This is a genomic window from Aquimarina litoralis, from assembly GCF_039523995.1.
In the GTDB taxonomy this organism is placed as follows: domain Bacteria; phylum Bacteroidota; class Bacteroidia; order Flavobacteriales; family Flavobacteriaceae; genus Aquimarina; species Aquimarina litoralis.
The window spans coordinates 372,025-390,805 of record NZ_BAAAGE010000004.1; the positions used below are offsets into that span (position 1 = coordinate 372,025).

13 protein-coding genes are annotated in these 18,781 nt (G+C 32.9%); 7 read left to right on the forward strand and 6 right to left on the reverse strand.

The window, feature by feature from the left end; translation table 11 throughout:
• The first annotated feature begins 4 nt into the window (after positions 1-4).
• The 7 genes from ABD077_RS20595 (at position 5) to ABD077_RS20625 (ending at position 7,990) form a co-directional block, all read left to right on the forward strand.
• Positions 5-901: a DUF58 domain-containing protein gene (locus ABD077_RS20595; protein WP_343914110.1), complete on the forward strand. Its 897-nt coding sequence runs from the start codon at positions 5-7 to the stop codon at positions 899-901.
• A 1-nt stretch (position 902) separates the two neighbouring features.
• A complete protein-coding gene (locus ABD077_RS20600) occupies positions 903-2,192 on the forward strand; it encodes a BatA domain-containing protein (protein ID WP_343914111.1) in 1,290 nt (429 codons plus the stop codon).
• The gene (locus tag ABD077_RS20605) at positions 2,192-4,441 is read left to right on the forward strand and encodes a tryptophan-rich sensory protein (protein ID WP_343914112.1); all 2,250 of its coding nucleotides are present in this window, start codon (positions 2,192-2,194) and stop codon (positions 4,439-4,441) included. Before ABD077_RS20600 ends, ABD077_RS20605 begins: the two co-directional genes overlap by 1 nt.
• On the forward strand, positions 4,434-6,188 hold the full coding sequence (locus ABD077_RS20610) for a hypothetical protein (RefSeq protein WP_343914113.1): 1,755 nt from the start codon (positions 4,434-4,436) through the stop codon (positions 6,186-6,188). Before ABD077_RS20605 ends, ABD077_RS20610 begins: the two co-directional genes overlap by 8 nt.
• A gap of 384 nt (positions 6,189-6,572) precedes the next feature.
• A complete protein-coding gene (locus ABD077_RS20615; protein WP_343914114.1) occupies positions 6,573-7,196 on the forward strand; it encodes a DUF922 domain-containing protein in 624 nt (207 codons plus the stop codon).
• Between the two features lie 16 nt (positions 7,197-7,212).
• Entirely contained in the window at positions 7,213-7,674 is a 462-nt protein-coding gene (locus ABD077_RS20620; RefSeq protein WP_343914115.1) for a hypothetical protein, read from the forward strand.
• Between the two features lie 82 nt (positions 7,675-7,756).
• Positions 7,757-7,990 (forward strand): hypothetical protein, encoded by a 234-nt coding sequence (locus ABD077_RS20625; protein WP_343914116.1) that lies wholly within the window; start codon positions 7,757-7,759, stop codon positions 7,988-7,990.
• 273 nt (positions 7,991-8,263) lie between these two features.
• On the opposite strand, the gene ABD077_RS20630 is transcribed toward ABD077_RS20625, so the two are convergent.
• The 6 genes from ABD077_RS20630 to ABD077_RS20655 form a co-directional block, all read right to left on the reverse strand.
• Positions 8,264-9,685, reverse strand: a complete 1,422-nt coding sequence (locus ABD077_RS20630; RefSeq protein WP_343914117.1) for a TolC family protein — start codon at positions 9,683-9,685, stop codon at positions 8,264-8,266.
• Between the two features lie 12 nt (positions 9,686-9,697).
• Positions 9,698-10,366 (reverse strand): ABC transporter ATP-binding protein, encoded by a 669-nt coding sequence (locus ABD077_RS20635; protein WP_343914118.1) that lies wholly within the window; start codon positions 10,364-10,366, stop codon positions 9,698-9,700.
• Positions 10,367-10,550: 184 nt separating this feature from the next.
• The gene (locus tag ABD077_RS20640; RefSeq protein ID WP_343914119.1) at positions 10,551-11,294 is read right to left on the reverse strand and encodes a GIN domain-containing protein; all 744 of its coding nucleotides are present in this window, start codon (positions 11,292-11,294) and stop codon (positions 10,551-10,553) included.
• Positions 11,295-11,348: 54 nt separating this feature from the next.
• On the reverse strand, positions 11,349-13,772 hold the full coding sequence (locus ABD077_RS20645) for an ABC transporter permease (RefSeq protein WP_343914120.1): 2,424 nt from the start codon (positions 13,770-13,772) through the stop codon (positions 11,349-11,351).
• Positions 13,773-13,934: 162 nt separating this feature from the next.
• A complete protein-coding gene (locus ABD077_RS20650) occupies positions 13,935-16,382 on the reverse strand; it encodes an ABC transporter permease (RefSeq protein ID WP_343914121.1) in 2,448 nt (815 codons plus the stop codon).
• Positions 16,383-16,396: 14 nt separating this feature from the next.
• Positions 16,397-18,775 carry an ABC transporter permease gene (locus ABD077_RS20655; RefSeq protein WP_343914122.1) on the reverse strand — a complete coding sequence of 793 codons (2,379 nt, stop codon included), beginning with the start codon at positions 18,773-18,775 and terminating at the stop codon, positions 16,397-16,399.
• Between the last annotated feature and the right edge of the window lie 6 nt (positions 18,776-18,781).

Sequence of the window (18,781 nt, forward strand, 5' to 3'; positions counted from 1 at the left end):
AGCTGTGAGACAAGATTATCATCAATTACTAAAACCAGAATTGATCAAAAGTGTATCTGGCTTGTCTCTTATAGCGCGTATTATTGTAGATGGATATTTATCCGGATTAACCCGAAGTCGTAACGTAGGAACCGGAATGGAATTTAATCAGTTTCGAAATTACGAACCAGGAGATGATTTAAGGCTGTTAGATTGGAAAATGCTAGCCAGATCAGGTAGATATTATATCAAGCAATCGGAAATAGAAACCAATATTTCTGTTAACTTTATTATAGATGCAAGTGCATCCATGTTGCATACCGAGCATACCTTTTCTAAAATGGATTTTGCAAGAGTATTAGTTGCTTCCTTGGGATATCTGTGTCAAAACCAAGGTGATGCTATTGGATTGTTTGGTTTAAATGAAGATCAATTGTATGACTTATATCCTAGAATTCAAAAACAGCACTACAATCGATTTTTGTTAGAACTTACCCAGATAGAAAACAAAGGGAAATGGCCTGAGAATTTGAATACTTCTAAAAGTCTTCATAATAGAAATCAAAAGGAATTAATTTTTTTTATTACAGATCTCTACGAACATACAGAAGAATTAACCAATTTTATAAAAAGACTTAAGACTCCTAAGAATGAAGTGGTTGTATTGCATTTGATGGGAGAAAACGAGCTTACTTTTAACTACAAAGGGACAGTTACTTTTGAAGATTTAGAGACAGGTGCCAAGCTTAAGATAGATACTAAAACTGCTAAAAAGCAGTATTTAGCGTCATTAGAAGAGATGATTAAAAAGGCAAAAAACACCTTGCTAAAGGATGATGTTGATTATCATTTATGTGAACTGAATCAACCTATTGAAGAGACCCTTCGCTTATTCCTTAAAAAACGAAATAAACTAGTCTGAGATGTCTTTTTTATATCCTACATATCTATGGTCATTGTTGGGACTTATCATCCCAATAGTAATCCATTTTTGGAGTAAGAGAGAAGGAAAAACAATAAAAGTAGGTAGTACTAAATTATTAAGTGAATCAGATTCTAAACAATCTAAAAGCATTCAACTGAATGAGATCTTTTTATTGATGCTAAGAATGTTACTATTGGGTGTACTTGTATTACTTATTTCCGGAATACGAATTAATAAAAAAGAAACAACAGTACCTATTACCTATCTTTTTGAACCTTCTCTACTAAAACATGATCGTGTATTGAATATCTTAGATACGATAGATGAAGGAGAGTCGCTAAGGTTATTGGCTAGTGCCTTTCCTCTGATAGACAAAGATCAATTAGATTTAGATCAAAAAAGCACTCCTAATTATTGGCAATTAGCCAAAGAAATGGAAAATTTAAAAACAGATAGCGTAGTAGTATTTAACAGTGCTTTCATATCTGGACTTAAAGGTGCTAGACCAACGATTCATAAAAACATTAATTGGATTTCTATTGATAGAAAAGAATCCAATAAGTATGCTCTTAGAGCTATTAGAAAGGAAGATACTACTCAAGTACTTATGTTACGTAGTAACTCAGACCAATTAACTTTTGCAAAAGAAAAGGTATCAAATAAAAACCTTGAGTTTTCAAAAAATAGTGATAGTATAGTTTTTACAAAAAATGATCTGCAACAACGAGTTCCTGTTTCTAATTTTAGTGTTAAAAAAGTAGCCTTGTTTTATGATGAAAGTCTCTTAGATCAAAAAAGATTGATAAAAGCTTCATTACAGGCTATAGCGAAGTATACGGATAGAACCATTGAAATAAAAGAGTTTACAAATACTAAAGATACCATTACAGGTTTTGACCTTATTATTTGGTTGTCTACAGATCCTTCACCTAATACCAATTCAAAGTTATTGGTGTTGAAACCCGATGAATATGCAAAAAGAAGTATAGAAACTACTGGTGCATCTAAGGTGTTTTATCTTACAGAACTACTTACCGTAGAGCGCAGTATAGATCAACATTTTTCAGAACAGCTTTTAGATGTGTTAGATGATTATCAGGATATAAAAAATGATATAATAGAACATGATAATCGGGTTATAGAAGTTTCTGAAATAACAACACTAGTGACTTCAAAACAGACGATAAAAAAACAGTTTGCGCTTTTAGATATTTCTAAATGGTTGTGGTTGGTATTTGGAACATTGTTAATAGCAGAACGTTGTATAGCAAAATATAGAAAACAGTAGTGAGCTCAGGATATAACATATTAGTAGGTTTTAAACGAAAATGGCAAGTGCTACTTTGGTTAGAGACTCTTTTGTATGGATTGGGTACTTCGATACTTATATACGCATTGTTTTCAAAAATATTGCTGGCAGTTTTAATAGCTAGCCTTATTGCAGGAGTACTACTAATCTTTACAAAACCATGGAAGCCCTCTTTAAAAAGCGCTGCCAGTTATATGGATCAACATTTGGATGCGATCGAGTATAGTACAGGTCTTATACTAGTTCCAGAAAATGAATTATCCGGATTGGCCAGGATACAACAAAATAGAGCAGGTAATATTCTGGTTGAAAAATATAAAACAATACAACCACCTAGCCATCTCAAATGGAGTGTCTTGTTTTTTGCATTATGTCTGGGAATAGGATTATTTTTAAATACTATTGGCATATTTCCCTTTTCTCAAAATCCAGTATCACCACAAAATGTGTCAGATGAAATTGTTTTTATAGCAACGGATAGCAGTATCGCAATAACTGCTCCTCCGAAGTTGATAAAACAAGAATTAGAAATTAAATATCCGGCATATACGAGAATAAAGTCTGTGATCACTTCCGATATGGATATTAAAGTGGTAGAAGGTACTAAAGTAACATGGCGACTAGAATTTGATGAAGAAATTAAGGAAGCTTTTGTAGAAAGTGCTGGAAATAGCTATGCAATGAAATTCACTGATGGAATTTATTTTGGTGGTTCAGAAATGAGTAGTTCAGGCTTTTATAATTTTAAGTTTATTGACTTAGACGATAAAGTTCATGTTTCTAAATTATATCCCATAGAAGTTATAAAAGATAAGAGTCCAGAGACACAAATTCTAGGAATTAAACAGTTCACATCTTTTGAATATAAGGAAGATAAGAAGCTAGCGTTTAGAACCAAGATTACAGATGATTTTGGAATAGGAGACGCCTACATTATTGCTACGGTAAGTAAAGGTTCTGGGGAGTCTGTTAAATTTAGGGAAGAAAAATTAAAGTTTAGTAATCTACAAATAGGAAGTAAAGATTTGGACTTATCTAAAGAAATTGATTTGGATAAGATGAAAATGGAACCTGGTGATGAATTATATTTTTATGTAGAAGCTATAGACCAAAAACAACCTCAAAAGAATGTTTCACGTAGCGAAACCTATTTTGCTGCGATTAAAGATACCATTTCTGATACATTTGCAGTAGAAGGAACTATGGGAGTAGACTTGATGCCAGATTATTTCAGAAGCCAGCGACAGCTTATTATAGATACCGAAAAATTACTGAAAGATAAATCGAAACTATCTGCCAAAGAATATAAGTCAAGAAGTAATGAGTTAGGTTTTGATCAAAAAGTATTGCGAATTAAGTATGCTGAGTTTATGGGAGACGAAACCGAAGAAGTTCATGCAGCCGAGGGAGATGGGGATGATCACGATCATGAAGAAGAACATGATCATGATCGCGATCACGATGAACATGGCGGTCATGACGAAGAAGAAGATCCTTTAGCGAAATACACACATAAACATGATCATGAGAATGAGCATAATCTTGTTCCGGAAGAAGAAGAAAAAAAGAAAGACCCTTTAGAAGAGTATCTACATAATCATGATGACCCAGAAGAATCCACTTTGTTTACACAATCGTTAAAAAGTAAATTACGGCAAGCACTTAATGAAATGTGGGATGCCGAACTATATCTACGGTTATATAAACCGGAAAAGTCATTACCATATCAGTATAGAGCTTTAAAGCTTATTCAGGAAATAAAGAATAGTGCTCGTATTTATGTACATCGTATAGGATTTGATCCTCCACCTATAAAAGAAGAGAAGAGATTAACGGGAGAAATTGATAAAGTACATGGGTTTAGAAAAACAGCTGATATAACTGAAGAAGATACTTATAAATCCATACGGTTAGCATTAAACAGATTACAAACATTAATCACTGCAAGAGAAAAAGTAGAAGTTGCCGAAACCGATAAGCAACTCTTTAGAGAAGCAGCAAATGAGTTGGCAATAAAAGCAATTGAAAAGCCTGGAAAATATCTAACAACATTGCAGCAATTAAAATGGATATCAGAGGATGTAGAGATTCCTTATGAAGCCTTGATCGAATTGCAGCAAGGATTATTACAGGCACTTCCTGCAATGCTTCCAAATGCTTTTAAAAGAGAGCAACCGTTAAGTGAAATCAATGAGTTATTGTTAAAAGAACTTGAAATTAATGAATAACGAGATTACCTTTTTACATAACCATTGGATAATACCTATTGCAATTTGCTGTCTCGTCATTTTGGGTATCTTTATTTGGAAAGAATGGGATCATTTTTCAAAACCAAAGTTTTGGATTCGTAGTCTCGTAGCTTCTTTAGCAATTCTTACGATGGGAATACTTGCATTACAACCTGCATTACCCATACATCGCAAAAACCCCAAAGTAGTTATTCTTACAGATGATTATAAGAAAAGCACGTTAGATAGTTTAAAAAATCAATATAGAAATATAACCACAATTACTTATCAAGAAAACCAAACGATTCTGAAAGGAATGTACACTTCAGATACTATTTTTGTGATTGGGAATGGGTTAGCATCCTATGATTTTTGGCAGTTAAAAGATCAGAACGTTACTTATATCAATGGTACTGCACCTTCTGGAATTATAAAGTATACCTATAATCATAAAGCTACCATCGGAGAACAGCTAGTATTCAAAGGGATTTATAACGATGCTAAAAAAGGAACTCAATTATTTTTAGAAGAACCATCGGGTGATGTAATAGATTCTGTAACATTACAAACTGATAAAAACTGGAAATTTCAGTTATCTGCTACCCTAAAAATAGCTGGAAACTATACTTATAAAATTACCGAGAAAGATTCCTTAGGGACTTTACTTGCTAAAGATCCTATACCTATTCAAGTTGCAAAACGTAAAAGTCTAAGAATACTGATCGTAAATGATTTTCCAACCTTCGAAACGAAATATCTCAAAAACTACCTAAGTGAAAAAGGGAATAAAGTTTTAGTAAAAACTAAAATCACAAAAGGTAAATATAAGTTTGAATATTTTAATACAGATCGGATTCCGATAGGAGCTTTTACAGAAAAAAATCTAGCACGTTATGATTTAGTGATTTTGGATGCTCTTACTACTAAGAGTCTTAGTAAGAATTCGAGAGTAGCTTTAGAAACCGCAATACGAACTAAGGGATTAGGGCTTTTTATACAACCAGATGAGAGTCTTTTTAGGACAAACAATAGCTTGTTGGCTTTTGATGTAAACAGAGAAAAAACTTCAGAAGTTCATTTATATAGTGAAACCAGTGCAAAGGTGAGTAAGTATCCATTTACAATAGAACAAAGATTAATGCTTCAACCTATTCATATTGATGCTAATGAATCCGTGATTTCTGGATGCAAACATATAGGTAAGGGTAAAGTAGGTACTACTTTATTAAAAGAAACCTATGAACTCTTGTTAGATGGGAAAAGTGCCACTTACCAAAGAATATGGTCAGATATTATCAATAAAATTGGTAAAAAAGATAGTAAAACGATCAATTGGGATGGTGGTGCGATACCTGTCCGTAAGGATGAACCTTATGAATTTACTTTAAGAACTTCGATGCCAAATCCTGACGTAATCACTGAGAACGGGTATCAAATTGCGATGGCAAGAAATATTGACATTCCTAACTTATGGAAAGGAAAAACCTATCCGAAAACAACGGGATGGAATCATATTAGAACATCACAAGATACAACTACTGTCCTCAATTACTACGTAACAGATACTACGACATGGCAATCCAATAGTAAGTATAATCGAATTCAGGCTAACCAAGGGAATTTCGAAAGTTCTCTATCCAAAGATCCCAAAACAATTTCTCCCGTAGCACCCGTAAATCCTATTGGATTATATGTGTTTTTAGTTTGCTGTCTAGGATATTTATGGTTAGCACCAAAACTTTCGTAGGCTCAATTACCAAATTAGATTTAGATATCGCTTACTTTTAGTAAGTACTTTTATCAATTTTTTGCGAATTTATGGATGATTTTATTTCTATGGGTATACCTTACTAACCTATTAAAAAATGGTTTTTTAAAAAAATGTATAAAAAAAACAAAAAATAGAGGTAACATAAGTGACGATAATGATACATAGATATGACGCGGAAAGTTTTTGAAAGTTTACCGTTACAAAAAGTATATACCTAATTTGCAACTGATAATTAAGTTTTACTTTCTTTTATACTTGTTTATTAATGTTATGAGTAAGCATTTGAAAGCTTGGATAAAAAGTAATAATCATATTTTAATAGAGGAATAAGGGTGGTTTGAAAAACAAAAAGAAATGTGCATGAATAAAATACAATATATAGTATTGTTATTTCCAATGATAATGCTTGGTCAAAAAGATATTAAGGTTGGAGATGATATCATTCTTTGGGAAAAAGGAGTGTTTTTAGAGCCAGAAGATTTTAGAATCGTAAAAGAAGTAGATCCATATGATACTAGGAATGGATTAACTACCTATAAAATTGAGATCTTACCAAAAGAAGTTTTGGTAGACGAAAATAACCAGATAGCCAATTTTCTAAAAATGAATCTTGCTACCTATTTTTATAAGAATAAGTCTTGGCTAGGCAAAAAAAATGACAAACAGTTATTGGCTCATGAACAGAATCATTTTAATATAGGAGAACTGTTTGCCAGAAAAATGAGAAAAGCTTTTGAAGAGCTAAAAGAAAAAAAGATTAAAGACTTTAATGCTTATCAAAATGTATATACTACTTATTGGAAAGAATGCAAGGCATATCAAAGGAAGTATGATCAAGAAACATTTAATGGTACGTTGACTGGACCTAGTAGTGATTGGTTACTAAAAGTGGATCAAGAGCTATATGAATTAGAAGAGTATACCTATACTAAAGTAAAACAACGTTGGAGAGCGAAGCTTAAAAAATCATCATCAGGATCTTAAGGATTTCTTATAATACATGTCTAAGGCAAGAATTATAGAAAATAATTTAGTTTTCAAAGGAACGTTAAATGGGAATTCAATTTTTTTTCGACAGCGTGGATTTGAACTACTTATAGATGATATCAAAGTTATAGGGGTGAAATTTGGGATGTTTCTTGATGACGAATATGCTATTATTATAATTATCTCTAAAATAAATGAAAAGTACTTTTTATATACAGATGATATTGAAAGAAAGACTGTAGAGGAGTTAGATATTAGATTTGGAATTGATTTGTCTTCTGCAACTTCTGAGTATTTTGGACACGAGGTTGATCAATTTAAAAGTAAAATTTTGTATCCGATTGTGTTTACAGGAAAACCAATCTTTAAAGATAAAAATGTGCTAACAAGTCTATATTTACTTTTAGGAAAGTTATTTTTACGATTGCATTATGCTGATGGATTATTATCAAAAGATGTTAAAGATCTTAGTTAAATATAATCATGTCAGACCTTCTATAATGTTGATTGTTGCAAAAATTACAAATCCTTGGTATCCTATTATAAAACACTATTTAATGAAGCAAGTACATAAATTAAAAGACATTTTGAATTATATTTTTACGGATGCTGATTTGGTTACACCAGATTTAATTAAGAAACAAAACTATGATACTGTTGAAGTGATCAATTACTTGGAAAAAGGCGGAAAAGTTTCTTCTGTATCAAGTAAGAGGCGATGTGAGATTTGCGGAAAAATAGCAGGATCTATAAATTATTATACTGATGGGAGTTGGGTTTGGCCAGAATAGATGAAACATTATATTATTGATCATAAAATAAAGTTACCTGATGATTTTATAAAGCACATTAGCGAGAATAATTTTGATACCAATTTTATACAACAAATAGTTAATCAAGATTTAGAAATTGAACTTTATTAAACTTAATACTACCTCTCATTTGCAATCCGAGATTCTTTAAAAGCTAAAAACCAGCCGTAATACTATAGCTGGTTTTTGTTGTTCTTATATAAATTTAATTCTCTAGTCTTACTGACATAAATTTTAAAAAGTTCACCACATTTACAATGTATTTCCACGATAAAACTCTAACACTTTTACACGTAATAAATATTCGTATTGTGCATTGGTAAGATTGGTTCTGGCATTGTCGAGATTATTCTTACTAGTGATATAAGCGATAAAATTAGATACACCATTATTAAATCGTATTTCATTTACACGATAGGATTCTTCGAAAGCAGCTACCTGGTTCTGTAAACTTTGATAGCGATCATAGGCGGTTTGCATATCAAAATGTACTTGATCAATTGCGTTTTTTACTTGTTGTGATGTTCGTTCTAATTCGATGAGTGATTCTTCAGCTCTAATTTTTTCCAACGCCACATTGTTTTTTGCTCTAAATCCATTAAAAAGTGGAATATCTACGGCAATCCCTACTACGGTATTAAGGTTGTTATCAAACTGATCTAAGTAGTCAATACTTTCTCCTCTAAACTGCGTTCGATCCGTAAATACAGAAAGCTGTTCGTTATTAACTGTTACAAAATCGCCAGTTTCTATAATTTCAGATCCAGTTTCGGTAAAAGTTTCTGCCACACTAGAATAATTGGTGTTAATCTGACCAAAGAATGAGATCTCTGGTATGTATTGTGCTCTTGCCACCTGAACTCCTTTTTTGGCAGCTTTCACTCTTAGTTCTTGTGCTTTAAATGTGGCTAGGTTTTGCATGGCATCTTTAAATACATCTTCAGAACTTAGCGTATACTCTTTAAAATCCAAGAGGATAGATGCCTTATCAGCCGTAATATCAGCATCTGTATTGAGTAATTGTGCTAGACTTAGTTTTGCGTTGTTTAAGCTACTTTCTGCTATTAGAATATTGGTTTCGTCAATGGTTTTTTGTCCTTTGATATCTGCGAAATCCGCTGGATTTCCAAACTCTTCGTTATATAGATCTTCTTGTTGTTTTAATTGTTTATTGGTAACAATCAATCGATCTTTCGCTAATGTTAATACATCGGTTTGGTTGAGTACCTGCAGATACGCCAATGTTACATTAAGAATCAGCGTTTGCTTGGCTTCTTCGATTTCCATTTCAGAAGCTAATCGATTATAACGTTGCTGTTTTACGGTATTCAATATCCTAAAACCATTAAAAATTGTTGCATCCAGGTTTAATCTTGCATTAGAAAATGTAAGCTCTTGATTGATAAAATCATTCGTAAAGGGGTCGATACTTCTACCATTATTTACTCCGATATTGTAATTGCCATTTAGGCTTGGGAGTATATTTGCTTTTGCTTGTCTATGATTGATGAGCGCAGTATTGGCCCGCAGTGTAGTATACTTTAGATCTAGATTATTTTCTAAAGCCATGGCTATACATTGGTCAAGAGAGTACCTCTCAGTGTCTTTTCTTTGGGTAAATCCTGTAAAAGATAAAAGAAAAGCACTGATATAAATAATTGATTTCAGTGACATGTGATTGTTGGATTATTCGCTGACGATTCGTCCGTCTAATAAATTAATAATTCTAGAACCATAGGAAGAGTTTTTCTCTGAGTGAGTGGCTTGTATAATTGTTACACCTTCTTTGTTTAACTCAGAAAATAATTCCATGATTTCTGTACTTTGTTTAGAGTTGAGGTTTCCAGTAGGTTCATCTGCCAAAATAAGTTTTGGTTTACTGATCAAAGCTCTTGCAATCCCTACCAGCTGCTGCTGACCACCACTTAATTGTGCTGGAAACAGATCTTTTTTACCTACGATATTAAATCGGTCCAGCATATCAGCTACTAAAGCTTTACGTTCTGACGACTTTACATTTTTATAGAGTAGGGGAGTTTCGATATTTTCATACACATTAAGCTCATCGATCAGATGATATGCCTGAAAAACAAATCCTATATACTCCTTATATAATTTAGAGCGTTGTTTTTCTTTTAGCGTATGCACCTCTTCGTCTAAAAAGGTGTAATTCCCTGCAGTAAAACTATCTAACATCCCAATGCAATTAAGTAAAGTAGATTTTCCAGAACCTGATGGTCCCATTAGAGAAATAAACTCTCCTTCTTTTACTTCTAAATCGATGTTGTCTAATAATGCTATTTTCTTTCCTCCGGAACTAATTACTCTAGAGGCGTTGTTAAGTCGTAAAATCATAATTATTTTTTGATGATGATTATCTATGTTGTTTGCTTCGTTGCTATAAAAAACTAATTAATTTAATTTTCTATAAGTCTTCTGAGAGATACGTCTAGGCCTAATGGTGTTAAAAACCCTGGAATTTTCATGTCTCAGACAGACATAGTTTTCGGAAATTGAATTCATTTTTGTGACCATGGTATTATTGAATTTCAGAAATTTCTACTTCTCCGATATTTAATCCCTTATGGATACTAGCATCTCCTTTATAATATAGTTTTGCTTCTCCAAAAGCAGTAAGCTTAATACGATTAGAAGAATTAATTTTAAATTCTGCTTCTCCAAAAGCTTTGATTTTAGTGTTCTTGTTATTCACTGCAATAAGATCTGAAAAACTTTCTCCAAAAGCCGTGATTTTTTGATTTTCGATACTTCCTTTTTTGATTGTTAAGGTACTAGCTCCAAAAATATCTGCATCTAAATATTTTAAATCTACTTCGTTTAAGGTAATTCTAGACTCCCCAAAAACTTTTAGTCTAAAAGATTCAGAATCCAATTTACTTTCGCAGGTAGCATCTTGTTCGCCACGAATAGAAAGTGATTCTAGGTCTTTATAATTTACGGTAATGGTTAGTACTCTACCTTTATAGATCGGTATTTTTCTTTTGATACCGTTTTTTACAACAACCTTATGTTTTGTGGTTTCTTTGGCATCATCTAGAAATACACGTAGTGTTTTTCCGTTTACTTCAATATTAATCTTATCGTTTGGTTCTGTGCTTTCTTCTATGATTACAGAGGGCTCGTTACTTTCTACAAATTTTGCCTGAATGTGTGGGCTAATGATTACTTTATCAAAATCAGCAACGTTTTTCTTTGTTTGTCCGGCTAACAATTGTGCGATGGTTAAGGCTACAAGTGCTAATAAGTATTTTAAATGTTTCATGATGAATGAGTTTTTAATGTTCGTTTTATTTGATTGAAATGATGATATTATTTTTTATTCTGTTTTTAAACTTTTAATAGGGTTTGCGACGGCTGCTCTAATCGTCTGAAAGCTAAGGGTAATAATGGCTATCAGCAGGGTGATGATTCCTGTAAGGCCAAAAACCCACCAATTTAGTTGAATTCTAAAAGCAAAATCTCTTAGCCAACTGCTCATGAACCACCATGCAAATGGTGTGGCGATGCAAAAGGCAAATACAATTAGTTTGATAAAATCTCTGGATAGTATCTTTACGATAATCGCTGTAGAAGCTCCTAAAACCTTACGAATTCCAATTTCTTTGGTGCGCTGTTCTGCAATATAGGTGGCTAATCCAAACAATCCTAAAGCTGCTATAATCACAGCAAGTACCGTAAAAATTAAAGCAATTGTTCCAATTCTTTTTTCTTGTTGATACATATCAAGATAGGAATCATCTAAAAAGCTATAGGTAAATGATAGTTCGGAAGAAACAGCTTCATATTTATTACGAATTTTGCTAATAAAACCTTCTACATCTGCTGTATTAAATCGATAGGCAGTTCTCCAACTATTATCTCCTAGTCTAAGACTTAAAGGACCAACATCTTGTCGTAAAGACTCGAAATTAAAGTTTTTTACTACTCCGATAATCGTGTATACAATCTTGTCGTCTTTACCAATAGTTTTATAAAGCTTCTTGCCGATTGGATCATCAAAACCAGTTAGAGCAACCGCTTTTTCATTGATGATAATGGCTGTGGAATCTGTTCCAAAAGAACGGGAGAAGTTTCTACCTGCAATAAGTTCCATGCCCATCGTTTCTATATATTCGTAATCTGCTCTCCAATACTGCATATTAAAACCATTATCAGCTGTGTTTACACTCCCAGTATTAAAGGTGGTATCCGATCTAGCAGATTGAGATACCGGAATATATCCTGCAAATGATGCTGATTTTACTTCTGGAAATTGTTCTATTTCTGATTTTAAAGACTTTCTTGTTTCGTTCGTTAATCCGGAATTATCTACGATCAGTACTTGATCCTTGTTAAACCCTACATCTGTTGTCTGGATATGATTTAATTGTTGGTAGACAACAATGGTACCGATGATCAATATAATAGAGGTGGTGAACTGAAAAATAACCAAGAAATTTCTCAGGCTGTTTTTATTACCTCCTTTAGATAGAGTTCCTTTTAATACACTTATCGGTTGAAATTTAGAAAGGAAAAATGCTGGATAAATACCTGCAAGAGGTCCTACTACAAAAGGTAATAGAATCAGGAAAATCAGAAATTGTGGTTGTAGTAATGCTTTTATTGAAATTTCCTTGCCAGAGACGTTATTAAACCACTCCAAAGAAAGAAACACAAATATAATAGCGATACTATGCGCTAGTACTACGATCAGTGTAGATTCGCTTAAAAACTGTAATACCAAAGATTTTTTCTCTGTACCTAATACTTTACGAATACCAACTTCCTTTGCTCTACCAGAAGATCTAGCTGTAGTAAGATTCATAAAATTGGTACACGCAATAAGTAGAATAAACAGCGCTACTGCAGAAAAAATGTATACATACTTTATCGAACCATTAGTACTGAGTTCTATATTTTGAGTTGAATGCAAGTGAATATCAGTAAGAGGAATTAAAGAATATTCTAATTTATTACCAGAACTTTCTATATCTTCTATACTTTTAATATTAGTAAACTGAGATATCTGCGGTAAGGAATATTTTGCAATTACTTCTCTAAAATTGTTATTAAACTTTTTATAATCAGCACCTTCTTTTAGTACAATATATGTGTGGAAATTATGGCTTAGGTAATCTCCAAAGTTATAATCCACATTAGCCATAGATAGTAAAACATCTAGATGAAAATGTGAGTTTTTAGGCATGTCTTCAATAATAGCGGTAACCTTATACAAAGTATTATTTACTTCTAATGCTTCTCCAATAGCTGTATCTACACCGTTAAAATATTTTATTGCTGCTTTTTTAGATAATACAACCGTATTAGGTGCTTTCAATGCTGTTTTTGGGTTTCCTTTTAAAGCTGGAAAAGTAAATACATTAAAAAAAGTTGAATCTACATAGGCAATGGCATATTCATCAATAAGTTCCGTTCCTTTTCGGATTAGTTTCGATCCTTCAGAAGCGTATATTCGGGTATATTCCTCTACTTCGGGATAATCCTTTTTTAGCGTAGCTCCCATCGGATCAGAACTAACAGCCATATGCATTTCGGTACCACCAAAAAGGATATCAGAATTGATTCTATAAATTTGATCTGCTTTTTCGTGAAACCGATCATAACTTACTTCATCTGTTACAAATAGTGCAATGAGAATAAAGCAACATATTCCTAACGAAAGCCCAACGGTGTTAATAAAAGTAATCCCTTTGTTCTTAATGAGATTTCTCCACGCTATTTTAAGATAATTTCTAATCACGATGTTGATTTTATTTTGATTGTTGAATTTGGTATGTATATAGTGAAGATGATGCCAAAAAAATAAAACACTGAAAATCAGTGTTTTAAAATTATTTTTAAAATAAAAAGTGTTCGATTTTGATACACTTTTTGTTCAAAATCGAACACTTTACAACCCTTGTTATTCTGATCGTAAAGAATCAATTGGATTTGCATTAGCAGCTTGCAAGGTTTTAGCACTAATCACCATTAGCGCTAAAAGGATCATCGTACTACCACCAAGAAGAAATATCCATACACTAATATTAGTTCTATAAGCAAAATCATTTAGCCAATTATGTATCCCATACCATGCTATAGGCGCTGCGATAACAAAAGCAACAGCTACCAATACTAGAAATTCTTTGCATAGGATGGTATTAATTTGCAGCAGAGATGCTCCTAGGACTTTACGTACTCCAATTTCTTTGACACGTCTGTTGGTGGTATAAATAACGAGTCCGAACAATCCTAAACAACTTATTAAAATTGATAAGCCCGTAGCCCAATTCAGCAATTTAGAAATGTTCTTTTCTCTATTGTAAAACTTAGCAATAGTTTCATCCATGAATTCGATACGATAATCATCAATCTCTGTATAAACTGATTTATAAGCGGATTCAATTTTAGAAAGTACCGGCGTTAGCCCTTCTTCGGTGTTGTTTTGAAAAGCAATATGTACTGCCTGAAATCTACTAAAATCTGGTCTATACCAATCTCCAATCAACCCCATTGGACTTATGTCAGATTTTAAAGAGCGCTGATGAAAATCTCCCATCACTCCTACGATAGGAATTTTTTCGTCTCCAAAATCCACAATGGCTCCCAGCGCTTCTTCGGGAGTTTCAAAACCATATATTTTTCGAGCAGTTTCATTAATGACAATTTCTCGTATCGTATCATTCTTATAAACACGACCAGCCAATAACTGCAACTCGAATAGATCTAGATAATCAGTATCTCCAAAAATAAAGTGTAATTCAGATTTTACTTCTGTTTTTCCATTATGCACCGTAGTGTTAGAAATGTTTGTATTTCGTGATGCTGGAGGTACTCCTCCAAGGCTAATGGTTTTTATTTGCGGTATTGCTTTTAGTTTTTGTGCATATATTTCTTTCTTAGAAAGCTCTCGCTCACTACGCGGACTATAAACGGATACTACGGCCTCGGTTTTAAAGCCCATATCTTTACTTAATACATAATTAATTTGTTTGCTCACCAGTAAGGTCCCAATTATAAAAATCTGAGCTATGGTAAACTGAAAAACAGTTAGAAACTTTCTAAGTCCTACTTTCTTTTCGCCAATACCTAAATGATTTTTTAAAACAGAAACCGTATTGAATTTAGATAGTACCAAGGCAGGATAAAAACCAGCTAAGAAAGTAACTACCATCAATACGATCACAATACCAAATATGATTATTGGAGTTCCTATAAGCTCGAATTCCAAATCTTCAGGGACAAAGTCTGAGAATAACTTGATTAACCAACTAGTGCATGCTATAGAAATGATCGCAGATAACATCACTAGTATAAAGGTTTCTCCCATAAATTGCCTAATAATTTGTTTGCGAGAACTCCCAAGCGTTTTGCGAATTCCAATTTCTTTGGCGCGTTGAGTGGCTTGCGCTGTATTGAGATTAATGAAATTAATACATCCTAATAGTAAAAGAAACAATGCAACTAATGCGAGATTACGTAGCAAAGATTTGCTTGCCTGAGTGCGCGTCCAATCATAGATACCATAACGATCATCAAAATGAATCTCTCTAAGTGGTTGTAAAACATATTGTCTTGTTTGTCCATAGAGCGCTACTTCTTCGTCTATATGTGCCGCGGCTAACGCATCAAAATCTTTTTGAATTTGATCAAGACTTGCATTCTTATTAACCTTTACATATAACTGTGAAGCGGAGTTAGTACTATTCCAGTTTTTTTCTAAAATGTTCTCTCTAAGTCGGGTTTGTAATAGGGTAGGACGTGATATAAATTCCTGAAATACTAAATCAGTGCGTCTTGCAAAATTTTCAACTACTCCAGAAACAGTGATAGGGATTGAGTCATTATAGATCAAAGTTTTACCAATGATCTCAGTAGGTTTTAGTTTTGGAAAATACTCCAAGGCCCTTGTCTTTGTCAGAATAACTTGATTAGGTCGTGATAATATATCATCTGTATTCCCTGCTAAGAATTCATACTGAAACATTTCAAAATAATTTTGCTCTGCAAAAATCACAAAGTTGGGCCATTTCAGTGTAAGATCATTTTCTTTGTTTTCTACTTTTGCTGGTCTTTCGCTGTAAAAACCATTTACCATTTCAAAGTTGGAATTTTCGAGAATAGCATCTTCTAAAGCTATGGTAACTCCAGAATTATAAAACTCACCTTCGGGATTTTTAAAATTTGTGACGACTCGATAAATTCGATCTCCATCCTTGTGAAAATCATCAAAAGTATAATCATAATAAATCATAAGACCTATTACAAAAGAAGCACTTAGACCAATAGTAAGTCCAATAACATTAATAAAAGAAAACACTTTGTTTTTTAAGATGTTTCTCCATGCTATTTTAAAATAATTCCGGATCATAATGTTAGTTTTTATTATTCTGTTCTTAGGCTGTTTATAGGATTGGATAGTGCAGTTTTAATAGCTTGAATACTTATTGTAGCAAATGCTATAAGAATTGCTACCAATCCTGCAATTAGAAATATCCACCAATTGATATGTATATGGTAAGCAAAATCTTGTAACCATTCATTCATAAGTATCCAACCAATTGGAATGGCGATTACTATTGCGATGATGACAAGTTTGAGAAAGTCTTTGGATAATAATTTTACAATTCCTAAGACACTTGCACCCAAAATTTTGCGAACTCCTATTTCTTTTCTTCTTTGTTCTGCATTAAAAATGGTAAGCCCTAGTAGTCCTAAACAAGAAATTAGAATTACAAAAAGGGTAAATACCTTAGATAAGATAGCAACTTTGTTTTCGGCTTCATATAATTGCTGATATTCCACGTCTAGAAATGAAAACTCAAAAGGGTAACCAGGTTGAAATGTATTATACAAAGAACTTATTTGATCTAATGTAGTCGTAGAAGTTGTACTATCTAATTTTAGTACGATATCAGAACCAAAGTCTCGAAATCTTAAAATCAAAGGCTCCAGTTTTTTGTGTAAAGACCCATATTGAAAATCATCCACCACGCCAATGATTTCCATTTTTTGATTGCTCTTATCTATTATTGTTCCAACTGGGTTTTGTAATCCCATAAGTTTTGCAGCAGAAGCATTAAGAATAATTTTGGTATAGTCGTCATTAGATTTTTTAGAAAAACGTCTTCCTTCTAAAAGTTTGATACCCATAACTTCAGTAAACCCATACCCAACTCTAGGAGATTGAAACATAATATTTTTATCCGAAGGATTACCTCCCCAATTAAAACCACCTTGACTATCTGTAGCATCTAAAATACTTCCGTTCATAAAAGATACAGATCGAACACCTGTGATATTTTGTAATTCACTGATGAATGTCTCTAACTTGTTCGTTTCTCCGTTATAAGGAAAAGTAATAATGTGATCTCGTTCATAACCAAGATTTTTTTGCATCACAAAATGCATCTGATTATTAACGATAAATACGCCAATGATAAAGATGATAGCTAGTGTAAATTGAAATACCACAAGACCTTTGCGAATCCAAGCATCTCCAAATGATTTTAATAACTTTCCTTTTAAGACAAAAACAGGCTGAAATTTTGATAAATAGAAGGCTGGATAACTACCTGCTAAAAATCCTGTTATGAAAAGCAATGCTATAAGTGAAATTATAATCGTGGGATTTATAGTTATTTCTATAGTTTTAGCGGTAGTCTGATTAAAATAGGGGAGTACTATAATCACCAAGGCAATTGCTATTATCAGAGAAATAAAAGCAAGTACAAAAGATTCTCCAATAAATTGAAGGATCAATGCTTTCTGACGTCCACCTAATACTTTCTTAATACCTATTTCCTTTAAACGTTTACTAGCTTGTGCCGTTGATAAGTTCATAAAGTTGATACAGGCTATCAGTAAGATCAAAAAAGCAATGATGGCAAATAATCTGATATATATAATACGACCACCAGTTTGTATCCCGTCTTCATAAGTTCCTTTTAGGTAGCGATCTGAAAATTTTTGGATAAAAAGCGTATACTTTTCTCTGTTATCTACTTTGGTCGTAAGGTACTTCGAGATTTTACCATTAAAATTATCGATATCAGTACCTTCTTTTAGTAGCAGAAATATCTTGGCATATCCACTTTTCCAATCTGCTACCCATCGAGATGCTTCTTTAAGCAAATCTGAATGCACGACCGCATCAAATTGTAGCGTGGAGTTATCTGGTAAATCCTTAAATACACCAGAAACCCGAACAGTTACTTTTTTCGCACCATCACTCCATTTGTAATCCCAATCTAATGTTTTTCCTATGGCATTTTCTGGAGTGGTAAACAGTTTTGTGGCTAATTCTTCCGATAGTACTACATTGATCTTGTTAGCTAAAACAGATGAAGGTTCACCAATTAAAAGCTCAAAAGAAAAGTTTTGAAAGAAATTAGGGCTAGCAAATATTCCTTGCCCTAATTGTTGTGTGTTTTCATCAGAAAATATTCCTTTTGGTGTTATAAAATCTGCATTGATCACTGTAGATGATATTACTTCTGGAAAATCATTTACTATAGATTCTCCTAGTAAAAAAGAAGCATTGTCCATGGTTATGATCTTGTTTTCTACTTCAAAATTTCCCATTACCTGATATAGGTTTTCTTCATTTTTATGGAAAGCATCTACATCTCGTTCATCCTGTATCCAAAGGAATATCAGCATCACACAGGCTAATCCAGTAGATAGTCCTATACTATTGATTAGAAAACTAATCTTATTCTTTCTTAGATTTCTAAGGGCGATTAAAAAAGTATGCTTGATCATAACCCA